Genomic DNA, 13,493 nt, shown 5'->3' on the forward strand with positions numbered 1-13,493 from the left:
TTTACGCCACGGAGCGGGGTTGAGTGATGCGCAAACCGCTGATAATGGCGGCTACGGTCGCCAGGATGCCCGCCGTCATCAGGGAAATATGCGTACCGTTGTCCGCAAACTGATTCAACATGAGCGCAACCAGCGCCGCGCCGGTACTCTGGCCCAGAAGACGCGCCGTGCCCAGCATCCCGCTGGCCCCTCCGCTGCGATCGCGTGGCGCAGAGGTGATAATCGTGTGGTTATTGGGCGACTGGAATAAGCCAAAACCGGCTCCGCAAAGGATCATCGGCCAGATGATACTGATATCTGACGGCGAGGCTGGCAGCAGCATCAGCGCAAAAAGTCCTGTGGCCATAATTATCAGTCCTGACGCGCCCAGCAGCCCGGCATGAACCCGTTCAATTAAATAGCCCGCCAGCGGCGCCATCACCATTGTCGCCAGCGGCCAGGGCGTCAGCAATAACCCGGTCTCGACTTCGCTACGCCCCAATACCGTTTGCAGATAGAAGGGAAGGGAAACCATCGCCAGCATCTGCGCGCAGAAAGAGCAAATACTGGTGCAGATCGACAGAGAAAAGAGCGGAATACGCAGTAAGTCAATCGGTAACAAAGGCACCGGGAGTGAGAGCTGGCGGCGAATGAAGAAGAAACCGACGACAAGCATAACCGCCAGTTCTGCGCCAATCAGCGTTAAAGGTTGCCCCTGTGCGAATCCGCTGAGAGCGGTGATCAGCAAGCCGAAGGTTAAGGCGTTCATCACTGCGCTGGGCAAGTCGAAGCGCGGTTTGGCGCTACGAGCGCTGTTTGGGGGTAAGAAACGCATAGCCAACAGCAATGCGATAATGCCTAACGGAACGTTAATCAGGAATAGCCATTTCCATGACGCTATCGACAGGATTGCTGCCGCAATGGTCGGCCCCGCAGCCGAAGACACCGCGACGATGAAGGAGTTGATGCCCATTCCGCGCCCAAGGTGGCGTTGCGGATAGATAAGCCGGATCAGCGCCGTGTTCACGCTCATCAGCGCGGCGCCGCCAAACCCCTGCGCGACGCGTGCAAGCGTCAGCATTTCCAGGGAGTCCGACAGCGCGCAGAACAGCGACGAAAACAGGAAAATGACCAGGCCGTATTTATAGATGCGTCGATAGCCGAACATGTCTCCCAGAAATGAGAGCGATAAGAGAGAAACCACGATCGCGATTTGGTAGGCGTTAACAACCCAGATCGATCGGGCGGCGGACGCCTGGAGATCGGTTGCAATGGTAGGGAGCGCGACATTCGCGATTGCGCCATCCAGCACGGCCATCGAGATACCAATAATGATGGTTAAAATGGCGCCGTAACGCTGGGGTAATGGCAGGCCATCGGCCTGGATTTTGTCCATAGAGAGTCAATATCTTTCGGGGGATTATGATCAGAGTAATGATTTTAGCATTGATATCGCGGGGTTATGTCGCAGATTTGTAACTAAGTAAGCAAAGATGGATTGCGACCGCCATGACGTGAAATTATAATAAAAACCGGTTCTGATTTTTATAAAACACTCGCAATGAGGTGATAAATGGCTATCGCAGATCTGGATAAACAACCTGATTCTGTTTCTTCTGTGCTGAAGGTTTTTGGCATTCTGCAAGCGCTGGGTGAAGAGCGCGAAATAGGGATCACCGAGCTGTCGCAACGTGTCATGATGTCAAAAAGCACCGTTTATCGCTTTTTACAAACGATGAAAACGCTGGGTTATGTCGCGCAGGAAGGTGAATCTGAAAAATATTCGCTGACCCTGAAATTGTTTGAGCTGGGCGCCCGTGCGCTGCAAAACGTTGATCTGATCCGTAGCGCTGATATTCAGATGCGTGAAATTTCCCGTCTGACCAAAGAGACAATTCACCTCGGTGCGCTGGATGAAGACAGCATTGTCTACATTCATAAAATCGACTCCATGTACAATTTGCGCATGTATTCCCGCATTGGCCGCCGTAACCCACTGTACAGCACCGCAATCGGTAAAGTGCTGCTGGCATGGCGTGATCGTGATGAAGTCAAACAGATACTGGATGGCGTGGAGTACAAGCGTAGCACCGCGCGCACGATTACCAGCACCGAGGCGTTACTGCCGATGCTGGATCAGGTGCGCGAGCAGGGGTACGGCGAAGATAACGAAGAGCAGGAAGAAGGTCTGCGCTGTATTGGCGTGCCGGTGTTCGACCGTTTTGGCGTGGTGATCGCCGGTCTGAGCATTTCGTTCCCGACGCTGCGTTTCTCCGAAGAACGTCTGCATGAGTATGTCGCTATGCTGCACACGGCAGCGCGTAAAATCTCTGAGCAGATGGGTTACAACGACTATCCATTCTGAGCCGAGCGCGCCCTGAGCCGTTCAGAAGCCAGCCGGTAGAAGATACCTGCTGGCTTTTTTATTGCCCTGAAAAGGGGCGGGAGAGTGGTTTCTCCCGCTAAAAAACGCATTAAAAAGGCATAACCACGTTATGCCTGATATTTATGCAGATGAATGGATGTGATGCCAGATTAGCCGTTATCGACCACCACGGCGCTTTTTCTGAATACAGGACAGTCTGACAGACCAATGATGCCGCTGTCAGTATGGACATATTGCGCTGTACTGGTGCCGCGAGCGGTCAGATATTGACATTGCAGACCCAGACCGGCGGCGTTCTCCTTGCTGCCAATCAGAACCCCATAGCCACTGAGCAATAAACCAATCCATACCAGAGCAATCAAAACAATCGCGCGAATGATCAAACGCATTACTACCTCTTTTCTTTTTTTGGTTAGAATAAGGGTAGCCTGAACGCCCACTGAAACAAGTGTATCATTCCTAAAAGTATATAATGTCGCTCCAGTTAGTTCCGGTTTAGATAACGCGTGGTAATTTGATGGCATAAGATGTGGATGCGGAGAGCGGAGTGAAAAAGTTTCGGTGGGTAATCCTGATTATTGTTGCGTTGGTATGTCTGCTGCTGTGGGCGCAGGTGTTCAACATAATGTGCGATCAGGATGTACAATTTTTCAACGGAATTTGTGCCATCAATAAATTTATCCCCTGGTGATAGCATTTTTACAACAGTTGATTACCTTCCCGTGTAGCAGTGGTAAAATACGGCGTCTACATTGAGGTGGTAACATGAACGAAGTTCTGAATTCTGGCGTACTGACTTTTACGTCTTTGATTGTATCGGTGGTGGTTCTGATTGTCGGGCTGGTCCTGTGGTTTTTTGTGAACCGGGCAAGTTCAAGAACAAATGAGCAGATTGAGCTGCTTGAAGCGCTGCTGGATCAGCAAAAGCGGCAAAATGCCTTGCTACGCCGTCTGTGCGAAGCTAACGAGCCTGAAAAAGTTGCTGAGGCCGAGTCTGAAGCGAAACCTCAGGAAGAGGATGACGATATCATCCGTCTGGTCGCTGAACGGTAACGACAAGCAGAGACAGGATGCGCGTCTGCCAGCCATTCCTTCAGGTAGGCCCATCCTGTTTTCATTAATGTAACCCTGTGTATACCAGGTCTGTTATTTCATTGATCATTTAATGCTTTAACTTAATCTCTCCTTAAATATATTTATCCATACGCTAATAATGTGATTATGTGGCTTTTGTGATAGCGATCGTTTTTATTAATAGCGAAACGTTTCTCTCACTTTTTTTGTGCATTGTCATCATTCTTTCATTATTTTGGTGCACAACCAAAGCACGTATTGGCTATCAGTGAAACGGATGAAAAATGGTCGAATACTTCGCATTTTTAAACAATATTGGTTTTTTTGCGTTGTGACAATTTATGCATTACAAAGCATAAAAAGTGATATCTGTTTACCGTATCGATAAGATCAACGCATGACCTGGAACAACCGAAGTTATTGAGCTATGGTAGAAAAGCCGCTGTACGGGCGTAAGCCTGTCGAAAGGCGCCTGGAGAAGCGAGAATATATCGTCGGGAACTGTGCCGCATAACTGTGCAGTTGATCTTTGATATCTCTCTGGATTTGTGCGACTGATCGAGACACGTTTAAAAATGGCTTGCCATAATTAACGTTGTATGTGATAACACGTTTTGGGTTAAACGAGGTACAGTTCTGTTTATGTGTGGCATTTTCAGTAAAGAAGTCCTGAGTAAACACGTTGACGTTGAATACCGCTTCTCTGCCGAACCTTATATTAGTGCCTCAAGCAGTAATGTCTCAGTTTTATCTATGTTATGCCTGCGGGCGAAGAAAACACTCTAAGGAATTTTGCAAATGGCAAAGATTAAAGGTCAAGTTAAGTGGTTCAACGAGTCTAAAGGTTTTGGCTTCATTACTCCGGCTGATGGCAGCAAAGATGTGTTCGTACACTTCTCCGCTATCCAGGGTAACGGCTTCAAAACTCTGGCTGAAGGCCAGAACGTTGAGTTCGAAATTCAGGACGGCCAGAAAGGTCCGGCTGCTGTTAACGTAACAGCTATCTGATCGACACCACTGATTTGAAGCGCCAAGGCGCATCAACCTCAGATATAAAGCCTCGCCAGTGCGGGGCTTTTTAATTCAGGTTCCTTCAAAATATTTCTGAATACACTCCTGTTAGCGCTTTGTTGCAAAGCCGCGATGTTCGTAGCATTGTTTTTCCCGCTTTCCCTCGTCAATTCCCGTTAAATCAATCACCTGAAAAACGACCTTGCTGGAGACCAGGTGAAAAAGAAAAGCGACGGCGCCGTGCGTAATTTTGCTCCTATCCGTTTTGCTCTGCTGTGCGTGGCGATTTTGCTGAGCATGGGGTTATTGCTGGGACGCGTGGCGTGGTTACAGATCATCACGCCGACAAATCTGGTTAAACAAGAGGACAGGCGTTCGTTACGTGAGGTCACCACGGCGTCGCCACGCGGCATGATTACCGACAGAGAAGGGCGTCCGTTAGCCGTTAGCGTGCCGGTCAATGCGGTCTGGGCCGACCCGAAGACGATCGTCAGTAAAGGCGGCGTGGGGTATAACCAACGCTGGCAGGCGCTGGCGCAAACGCTGCATCTTTCACTGGCTACGCTGGCTGAGCGGGTAAACAGCAATCCTGCCGGGCGGTTTATCTATCTGGCGCGCCAGATTTCGCCGCAGCAGGCCGAATGGATCGATAAGCTCAATCTTCCTGGCATTAATCTGCGTGAAGAGTCCCGGCGTTTTTATCCGGCAGGGCATGTGGCAGCCAACCTGATTGGCTTTACCAACATTGACGGGCAGGGGATTGAGGGGGTTGAGAAAAGTTTTAATACCCAACTGACGGGGAAACCCGGTTCCCGCCTTGTTCGTAAAGATAAGTTTGGTCATGTCATCGAGAACATAACCGAAACAAATCCTGTGCCGGCGCATGAGCTTCAGCTCAGTATTGATGAACGTCTACAGACTGTGACGGAGGATGCGCTGGATAACGCCGTCACCTGGAACAAAGCGGAGTCCGGTGCGGCGGTACTGATCAACATCGCGACGGGGGAAATTCTGTCGATGGCGAGCTTCCCGGACTTTAATCCGAATAACCGGGAAGGCGCCGTGCTGGATGATTTTCGCAACCGTGCCATCAGCGATACCTTTGAACCGGGTTCCACGGTCAAGCCGCTGGTGATCATGACGGCGCTTCAGCAGGGCATTGTCCAGCCCGACAGCGTGATTGATACGCATCCGTTTAATCTTGACGGCCACCGGATTCGTGACGTGGGGTATTACCCGGAGCTGAGTTTGACCGGAATCCTGCAAAAATCGAGTGATACCGGCGTGTCGCGTCTCTCGCTCGCTATGCCGGTTCAACGACTGCTGGATACGTATAAAGGCTTTGGCTTTGGGCAGTCTACGGGACTGGGACTCACCGGGGAGAGCAGCGGCTTACTGCCGCAGCGTCGTTACTGGAGCGATCTGGATCGGGCGACGTTTGCCTTCGGGTATGGTCTGATGGTGACGCCGCTCCAGCTGGCGCACGTATATGCCACCATCGGCAGTTTTGGTATCTACCGACCGCTTTCCATTACGCGTATCGATCCGCCCGTTGTGGGGACGCGTGTGATGCCCGCCGAACTGGTGCATCAGGTTGAGCATATGATGGAGAGCGTCGCGCTCCCCGGCGGGGGAGGAACCAAAGCCGCAGTCAGAGATTATCGCGTGGCGGTAAAAACCGGTACGGCGAAGAAAATCGGCGATGACGGTAAGTATGTCGATAAATACGTGGCCTATACGGCGGGCGTGGCTCCGGCCAGCGATCCGCAATTTGCGCTGGTGGTTGTGATTAACAATCCGCAAAACGGATCTTACTATGGCGGCGCGGTGTCGGCGCCGGTGTTCAGCCAGATTATGGGCGATGTTCTGCGCCTGGAAAACGTTAAACCGGACGGTATGCCCGCCGACTCCGACCACCTGTTAGTGATGCACGGCAACCGCCTGTCGTCCCCCTCGCTGTAAGTTATTTTCCCGGGGCGCAATTCGCGTTACACTTGCGCCCTAAAATTACCGGCCGGAGTTGTCATGTCGTTTTCTTGTCCCCTTTGTCATCAGCCACTTGCGCAGGTGAAAAACAGTTTTATCTGCCCACAACGGCATCAGTTTGATGTGGCGAAAGAGGGATACGTCAACCTGTTGCCCGTGCAGCATAAACGGTCACGGGACCCGGGCGACAGCGCCGAAATGATGCAGGCGCGTCGGGCATTCCTTGATGCCGGGCATTATCAGCCGTTGCGCGATGCCATCGTCAGGATACTTGCCGAACGGCTGGACGAGAATGCAACGTCGATTCTGGATATCGGCTGCGGTGAAGGGTATTACACACATGCCTTCGCCGAAACGCTGGCGTCAGGCACCACATTTGGTCTGGATGTCGCGAAAGTCGCCATTAAAGCGGCGGCGAAACGTTATCCGCAGGTGACGTTTTGTGTGGCGTCAAGCCATCGTCTGCCTTTCGCCGACGCCTCTATGGATGCGATTGTCAGGATTTATGCCCCCTGTAAGGCTGAAGAGTTAGCGCGAGTGGTAAAACCGGGTGGTTGGGTAATCACCGCTACGCCGGGGCCGCGCCATCTGATGGCGCTAAAAGGGCTGATCTATGATGAAGTGCGCTTACATGCCCCGCATACTGAGCAGCTTGAAGGGTTTACGTTGCAGCAAAGCATGGCGTTAGGGTATGAGATGCGGTTGAGCGGTAATGAGGCCGTTGCTTTGCTCCAGATGACGCCTTTCGCCTGGCGTGCAAAACCTGACGTATGGGAGCGGCTGGCGGCTTGCCAGCAGTTTGATTGCCAGACGGATTTCAGCCTTCACATCTGGCAACGTGAGCGTTAACCGTGGAAGTGTGTCCAGAGGATCTGGGCGCCGATACCGATAAGTACAGCCCCGCCAAGAATTTCCGCCCGTTTGCCGAGCAGCGGGCCGATAAAGCGCCCCACCATGATGCCCAGCGTGGACATGATTAACGTGGCACAGCCGATAGCCAGCGCGGTCGCAATAATGTTCACCTGCAAGAACGCCAGACCGACGCCAACGGCCATTGCATCCAGGCTGGTGGCGATAGCGGTAGTGACCAGCAGCCAAAAACTGTGGCGGCGTAACGGCTCGTCATCTTCGTCATTACCGCCACGAACGCCTTCGATAATCATACGAATCCCCAGAAACACCAGCAGGATGAACGCAACCCAGTGATTCCATTCCAGCACGAATTTACTGGCCAGCATGCCCAGCCCCCAGCCAATCAACGGGGTGATCGTTTCAACCGCGCCGAAAATAAGGCCGGTGCGCAGGGCTTCGGAGAATTTAGGTTTGTGTAGCGTGGCGCCTTTACCAATCGATGCCGCGAAAGCATCCATTGACATGCCGAAAGCGAGAAGAACAGTTGCGGTGATATTCATAACAGCGTCCTGACCGGGGTTCCATAAAACACATCACTGCCCCCAGCGAACATGCATACCTGAACATGGCGTTCATAAGCTATGCATAGCAGTTGATGTGCATATGGTCTCGCCTGACTGAAAATAGAGTGATATCAGTCCGTACGCGCCACGTTTTTCAACGAGTATGTTGACACGTACATTTCCTGAGTCTGGAAATCGGCTACTCCCCAAATGACGGCGCAACATTAACATATTTTGAGAATATAAAACAACAATGGAGAAATATTATTTGACTTCTAATTGAAAACGATTTTCATTTAGATTTAATTATCAATAAAACGTTAAAATAAATAACAAATCAGGCGGGATGAATATAGCCTTAGCTATGTTTTTTTGTTCGCGAATATACTTAAAACATAGTTCAGGCTATATCTGTAACTCATTGAGATGAAACAAGAAGCTTATATATTCTTTCCAGATCGTCGATATTTCGTACGCGAATAAGCAGGCGCCGTTGTTCTAATTGCATCACCAGTACGCCATCTTCCGATAAATTCATCTCTTTAATACGGTTATATTCTATCCAGACATTGGCGAAGAAAAAACCTTTCTGTTTGAAGATGATCCTGGGGGCGCGAACCCAAAAAATATAAAACCCCATCAGCGCCAGTGCACATAATAACCATGTGGTAATTTGCGCGCCGTGACTGGTAACGTTGTTGTAGATAAGAATGGCGACCAGGCCGACGAAGATAACGCTATCAACACGACCACGACGCAGCAGAGGCACTGCAAGCAGAGTGGGGCCGTTACGGCGGGGCATGATGAACTGATCGTAAATGGCGTAAGCCAGTAACGCGACAATAAAAAGAACCAGCACCAGGTCCGTGACAGTCATTAATCCTCCAGATAAAAAAACCGGGGCCAAAGGGCCCCGGTAGTGTACAACAGAATTACAGGCCCAGCAGGCCGCACGCGTAACCGGCGATACCGATGACGAAGAAGCCAACGATGATCCACAGCGGGTTCACTTTCTTACGCAACAGCCACATGCAGGCGAAGGTCAGCAGCAGCGGAACCAGACCCGGCATCAACTGATCGAGAATGGTCTGCACGGTGGTGACGTTTTCTTTACCCGTCTGGTCAGTGATGCGTGATACCACCAGCGGAATATTGACGTGCGTCCACTTGTTAACCAGCGCTCCCATGACAAACAGGCCGAGGATTGACGCCCCCTCAGTCAGTTTTTGCAGGAAGCCGCCGCCCATATCCTTAACGATATCGACGCCTTTACGGTAGCCGTAAGCCACGCCGTAGTAACGGGTCGCCAGACGCACCAGGTTAAACAGAATAAAGAACAGCAACGGCCCCAGCAGGCTGCCGCTCATCGCGATACCCGCGCCCAGCGCGGCGAATACCGGACGAACCGTACCCCAGAAGATCGGGTCGCCCACGCCTGCCAGCGGCCCCATCAGACCAACTTTGATACCGTTGATGGCACCATCGTCGATCTCCGCGCCGTTGGCGCGCTGTTCTTCCATCGCCAGCGTAACGCCCAGTACCGGAGCGGCAACGTAAGGATGGGTGTTGAAGAACTCCAGGTGACGTCTGATCGCCTGTTTACGCGCGTCGTTGTTTTCCGGGTACAGGCGTTTGATCGCCGGCACCATGGAGAAGCAGAAGCCCAGCGCCTGCATACGTTCGAAGTTCCATGACCCCTGGAACAGGTTAGAACGGATGAACACGCCACGAATATCACTCGGAGTGAGTTTTTTCTCAGTGGTAGTTTTAGTCATATCAACCATTTCGTTCACCTGTTAGTCCAGTTCGTTATCGAGATCGTTGTTACCAGCAGCCTGAGCTGGCGCACCGGCTACGCGGTTATATTTCGGGCTCAGTTGGATGTAGAGGATGGCCATTACCGCGCCAATTACGCCCAGAGCAACCAGGTTGAAGTTAGTGAATGCCGCAGTGACGAAGCCGAGGTAGAAGAACGGCATCAGATAGCCCGCACGCATCATGTTGATGACCATTGCGTAACCGACAACCACGATCATGCCGCCGGCGATGTTCAGACCGCTGGTCACGACTTCCGGGATCGCATTCAGCATGCCCTGAACTTCGCTGGTGCCGACAGAAATCGCCACGATAACCGCCGGAATCGCGATACGCATTGCCTGTAGGAACAGGGAGGATACGTGGATCCAGGACAGTGCCGTCAGGTTGCCGCTATCGGCCGCTTTATCCGCCGCGTGCTGGAATGCCACGGTGATGGTACGTACGATGATGGTCAGCACCTGACCTGCGGCCGCCAGTGGAATCGCCAGCGCGATACCTGCGCCAATGCCTTGATGACCGGCGATAACCAGCACGGTTGAAATAATGGAAGCCAGCGCGGCATCAGGCGCAACGGCAGCACCGATGTTCATCCAGCCAAGCGCGATCATTTCCAGGGTACCACCGATGATAATACCGGTTTTCATGTCCCCAAGAACGGCACCGATTAGCGTACAGGCCACCAATGGACGGTGGAACTGAAATTCATCAAGTACCGACTCCATACCCGCGATACATGCGACGATGAACACCAGCACAATCTGAAGAGTGGTAATCTCCATTGTACTTCTCCTATTGCTATACAGACTTAAGTGTGAATGCTAATTAAATGCCGGGTGGTTATTTCGCCACTTTGGCAATCAAATCCATCATTTTCAGTTTCTGATCGGTGGAAACTTTACGAACCTCAAGCTCGATACCGCGTTCGTTGAGCTTTTTAAAGGCGTCGATATCGGTCTCGTCGACGGAAACGGCGTTATTAACCTGCGTTTTACCCTGACGGAAAGCCATACCGCCAATGTTTACGGAAGTCACTTTCACGCCGCCTTCAACGATACGTTCCACATCGGTAGGGTTGGTGAACAGCAGCATCACACGTTCGCCTGCGTATTTCGGGTTGTTGTAGACACGAATCATCTTGGCAACGTCTACCACATGCGCCGTTACGCCCGGAGGTGCCACCTGTGTTAACAGCGTTTTACGTACGGTGTCCGCCGCTACTTCATCACTCACGACGATGATGCGGGTGACGTTGGTCTCTTTGGTCCAGCGGGTGGCGACCTGGCCGTGAATCAAACGGTCATCAATACGGGCGAGACCGATTACCATGTAATCGTTGGGTCCCATTGGTTTAGCGGGCGCCGCCGCTTTTGGCGCAGCAACCGGCGCCGGAGCGGCTTTTTCAACCGGTTTCGCTTTCAGCGCTTTCACGCCTTCACGACCGGTTTCTACCGCCAGAGCGACTAATTCGTCAAAGCTCGGATTGTCATCGCGGGCCATGAACGTTTCCACCAGCATCGGAATATTGACGCCAGCAATGACTTCATAGTGCTCTTTGTCGACGACAATACGGCTGGCAGCATTAAATGGACTGCCTCCCCATGTATCAACGAGAAACAGCACGCCTTTGCTGGTATCGAGTTTTGCCAACTGAGCGTTGTACTTTTCAATCAGCGTTTCGGCATTTTCGCCTGGAACGAAATCGATCCAGCCGACGTTTTCCTGCTCGCCTAACAGCATTTCTGCTGTTTTAAGTAACTGCTCTGCAGCCCAACCATGTGTGCCTATAACAATAGCAATGGTCACTTGCTACCTCCTTTATTATCGTTAACACATCAACGTGACAGATGTATTTTGAATCGCCGTCCGCACTCGAATCGATTCAGATAAGGGTTATAATGAAAAAACAGTTATTTCCGGGAATTATTTTAGATAGCGAAAAAAATATTTTATGTGATGAAGATCCGCAATTTAGCTTTCACATCAGAGAAATTTCGTAGTGTAAAATATCCCTGTAACATCTCATTGCAAAGGAAGGTAAATCTTTGCCAAAAAGACATTGTCTCTGTTATGTTTAGCTTCCGTTTAATTAGTAAGGAGTATAGGGCAGTAGCCCGCCGTATGGATCGTCACCGACGTCATTTCACTTTGAGGCCGTATCAGGCCTGTCTGTCTGGCTCTTTTGGCCGCAACCTTAATTCGCATATTGCTTTCTCGCCTGTTCGCTATTCCTTAAGCAGGAGCTTGTCATGGAATTCTTAATGGACCCCTCAATCTGGGCGGGTTTGCTCACGCTTGTTATCCTCGAAATTGTTCTGGGTATTGATAACCTGGTCTTTATCGCGATTCTGGCTGACAAGCTGCCGCCAAAGCAGCGTGATAAGGCGCGTCTTATCGGTTTGTCGCTGGCGCTGGTGATGCGCCTGGTCCTGCTGTCCATCATTTCGTGGATGGTGACCTTAACGAAACCGCTCTTTACCGTCTGGGATCTCACCTTCTCAGGGCGCGATCTGATCATGCTCATCGGGGGTCTCTTCCTCCTGTTTAAGGCCACGACGGAGCTGCATGAGCGCCTGGAAAACCGCGAGCATGACTCGGGGCACGGCAAAGGCTATGCGAGTTTCTGGGTCGTGGTAACGCAGATCGTTATCCTTGATGCCGTCTTCTCCCTTGACGCGGTGATTACCGCCGTGGGTATGGTTAACCATCTGCCGGTGATGATGGCTGCCGTGGTGATTGCGATGGCGGTGATGCTGCTGGCGTCTAAGCCGCTTACCCGTTTCGTCAACCAGCATCCGACGGTTGTAGTGCTCTGTCTGAGCTTCCTGTTGATGATCGGTCTGAGCCTGGTGGCGGAAGGTTTTGGCTTCCATATTCCGAAAGGGTATCTGTACGCTGCTATCGGTTTCTCAATCGTCATCGAATTGTTCAACCAGATTGCGCGTCGTAACTTTATTCGCCATCAGTCAACGTTACCGCTGCGTGCACGCACCGCAGACGCTATCCTGCGACTGATGGGCGGTAAACGTCAGGCGAGCGCGCAGCACGAGTCTGACAGCCCGGCGACGGTGCCTGTACCTGAAGGCGCGTTTGCTGAAGAAGAGCGTTATATGATCAACGGCGTGCTGACCCTGGCGTCCCGTTCGCTGCGCGGCATCATGACGCCTCGCGGTGAAATCAGCTGGGTGGATGCTGACCTGAGCGTGGATGAAATCCGCGAACAGTTACTCTCTTCTCCGCACAGCCTGTTCCCGGTGTGTCGCGGCGAACTGGATGAGATCATCGGTATTGTTCGCGCGAAAGAACTGCTGGTGGCGCTGGAAGAAGACGTGGATGTGGCCGCGATTGCTTCGGAATCACCAGCGATTGTCGTCCCGGAAACGCTGGACCCGATTAATCTGCTGGGCGTCCTGCGTCGCGCTCGCGGCAGCTTCGTCATCGTCACCAATGAGTTTGGCGTCGTGCAGGGGCTGGTTACGCCGCTGGACGTGCTGGAAGCGATTGCCGGTGAGTTCCCGGATGCCGACGAAACGCCAGAGATCATTACCGAAGCGGGCGGCTGGCTGGTGAAGGGGGGAACGGATCTGCATGCCCTGCAACAGGCGCTGGATGTCGATAACCTGGTGAACGACGAGGAAGACATCGCCACCGTCGCAGGATTGGTTATCGCCGTAAACGGTCATATCCCGCAGGTGGGCGATGTTATCGACGTTGCGCCGCTTCATATCACGATTGTCGAAGCGAACGACTACCGTGTTGATTTGGTTCGTATTGTTAAAGAACAACCTGCTCACCACGAAGACGAATAAGCGCCGTTCCCCGGTAAA

16 protein-coding genes are annotated in these 13,493 nt (G+C 52.0%); 9 read left to right on the forward strand and 7 right to left on the reverse strand.

The features are described 5' to 3' along the window. Position 1 precedes the first annotated feature (1 nt). Positions 2 to 1,375, reverse strand: coding sequence for an MFS transporter (locus OGV50_RS16895; RefSeq protein ID WP_047463223.1), 1,374 nt, complete (start codon positions 1,373 to 1,375; stop codon positions 2 to 4). A 177-nt stretch (positions 1,376 to 1,552) separates the two neighbouring features. Between OGV50_RS16895 and kdgR the strand changes: the two genes are divergently transcribed. Then, complete coding sequence (gene kdgR / locus OGV50_RS16900) at positions 1,553 to 2,344, forward strand: DNA-binding transcriptional regulator KdgR (RefSeq protein WP_012132042.1); 792 nt, start codon at positions 1,553 to 1,555, stop codon at positions 2,342 to 2,344. 170 nt (positions 2,345 to 2,514) lie between these two features. Here kdgR and OGV50_RS16905 read toward each other — a convergent pair whose 3' ends face one another. Then, positions 2,515 to 2,754, reverse strand: coding sequence for a YobH family protein (locus OGV50_RS16905; RefSeq protein ID WP_024130264.1), 240 nt, complete (start codon positions 2,752 to 2,754; stop codon positions 2,515 to 2,517). 158 nt (positions 2,755 to 2,912) lie between these two features. Here OGV50_RS16905 and mgrB point away from each other — a divergent pair, with 158 nt between their 5' ends. The 6 genes from mgrB to rlmA all read left to right on the forward strand — a co-directional run bounded on the left by mgrB (position 2,913) and on the right by rlmA (position 7,285). Then, positions 2,913 to 3,056 (forward strand): PhoP/PhoQ regulatory lipoprotein MgrB, encoded by a 144-nt coding sequence (gene mgrB / locus OGV50_RS16910; RefSeq protein ID WP_024130265.1) that lies wholly within the window; start codon positions 2,913 to 2,915, stop codon positions 3,054 to 3,056. Between the two features lie 74 nt (positions 3,057 to 3,130). After that, positions 3,131 to 3,418: a YebO family protein gene (locus tag OGV50_RS16915; RefSeq protein WP_012132046.1), complete on the forward strand. Its 288-nt coding sequence runs from the start codon at positions 3,131 to 3,133 to the stop codon at positions 3,416 to 3,418. A 663-nt stretch (positions 3,419 to 4,081) separates the two neighbouring features. Next, a complete protein-coding gene (locus tag OGV50_RS16920) occupies positions 4,082 to 4,225 on the forward strand; it encodes a DUF2627 domain-containing protein (protein ID WP_001537930.1) in 144 nt (47 codons plus the stop codon). 12 nt (positions 4,226 to 4,237) lie between these two features. After that, positions 4,238 to 4,447, forward strand: coding sequence for a transcription antiterminator/RNA stability regulator CspE (gene cspE, locus OGV50_RS16925; protein ID WP_001062678.1), 210 nt, complete (start codon positions 4,238 to 4,240; stop codon positions 4,445 to 4,447). 219 nt (positions 4,448 to 4,666) lie between these two features. Further along, positions 4,667 to 6,412 (forward strand): peptidoglycan DD-transpeptidase FtsI2/PBP3(PARA), encoded by a 1,746-nt coding sequence (gene ftsI2 / locus OGV50_RS16930; RefSeq protein WP_219936954.1) that lies wholly within the window; start codon positions 4,667 to 4,669, stop codon positions 6,410 to 6,412. A 63-nt stretch (positions 6,413 to 6,475) separates the two neighbouring features. Next, a complete protein-coding gene (gene rlmA, locus OGV50_RS16935; RefSeq protein WP_047463228.1) occupies positions 6,476 to 7,285 on the forward strand; it encodes a 23S rRNA (guanine(745)-N(1))-methyltransferase in 810 nt (269 codons plus the stop codon). Here the strand turns inward: rlmA and mntP are convergent. The 5 genes from mntP to manX form a co-directional block, all read right to left on the reverse strand. After that, positions 7,282 to 7,848 carry a manganese efflux pump MntP gene (gene mntP / locus OGV50_RS16940; RefSeq protein WP_115181548.1) on the reverse strand — a complete coding sequence of 189 codons (567 nt, stop codon included), beginning with the start codon at positions 7,846 to 7,848 and terminating at the stop codon, positions 7,282 to 7,284. The two genes, rlmA and mntP, sit on opposite strands and share 4 nt — an antisense overlap. 421 nt (positions 7,849 to 8,269) lie before the next feature. Continuing rightward, positions 8,270 to 8,728, reverse strand: a complete 459-nt coding sequence (locus OGV50_RS16945; protein ID WP_012132052.1) for a DUF986 family protein — start codon at positions 8,726 to 8,728, stop codon at positions 8,270 to 8,272. 55 nt (positions 8,729 to 8,783) lie between these two features. Further along, positions 8,784 to 9,635, reverse strand: coding sequence for a PTS mannose transporter subunit IID (manZ, locus tag OGV50_RS16950; protein WP_012132053.1), 852 nt, complete (start codon positions 9,633 to 9,635; stop codon positions 8,784 to 8,786). Positions 9,636 to 9,647: 12 nt separating this feature from the next. Further along, positions 9,648 to 10,448: a PTS mannose transporter subunit IIC gene (gene manY / locus OGV50_RS16955; protein ID WP_012132054.1), complete on the reverse strand. Its 801-nt coding sequence runs from the start codon at positions 10,446 to 10,448 to the stop codon at positions 9,648 to 9,650. A 58-nt stretch (positions 10,449 to 10,506) separates the two neighbouring features. Beyond that, positions 10,507 to 11,472: a PTS mannose transporter subunit IIAB gene (manX, locus tag OGV50_RS16960; protein WP_047463231.1), complete on the reverse strand. Its 966-nt coding sequence runs from the start codon at positions 11,470 to 11,472 to the stop codon at positions 10,507 to 10,509. A 315-nt stretch (positions 11,473 to 11,787) separates the two neighbouring features. On the opposite strand from manX, the gene OGV50_RS23680 reads away from it, so the two are divergent. Both OGV50_RS23680 and yoaE read left to right on the forward strand, forming a co-directional pair. After that, positions 11,788 to 11,928: a protein YoaL gene (locus OGV50_RS23680; protein WP_371320444.1), complete on the forward strand. Its 141-nt coding sequence runs from the start codon at positions 11,788 to 11,790 to the stop codon at positions 11,926 to 11,928. Beyond that, positions 11,916 to 13,475: a CNNM family cation transport protein YoaE gene (gene yoaE, locus OGV50_RS16965; RefSeq protein WP_200090703.1), complete on the forward strand. Its 1,560-nt coding sequence runs from the start codon at positions 11,916 to 11,918 to the stop codon at positions 13,473 to 13,475. The genes OGV50_RS23680 and yoaE overlap by 13 nt, the downstream gene beginning before the upstream one ends. Positions 13,476 to 13,493: the final 18 nt, after the last annotated feature.

The sequence above is a fragment of the Citrobacter sp. CK180 genome (assembly GCF_030333655.1).
Taxonomy (GTDB): domain Bacteria; phylum Pseudomonadota; class Gammaproteobacteria; order Enterobacterales; family Enterobacteriaceae; genus Citrobacter_B; species Citrobacter_B koseri.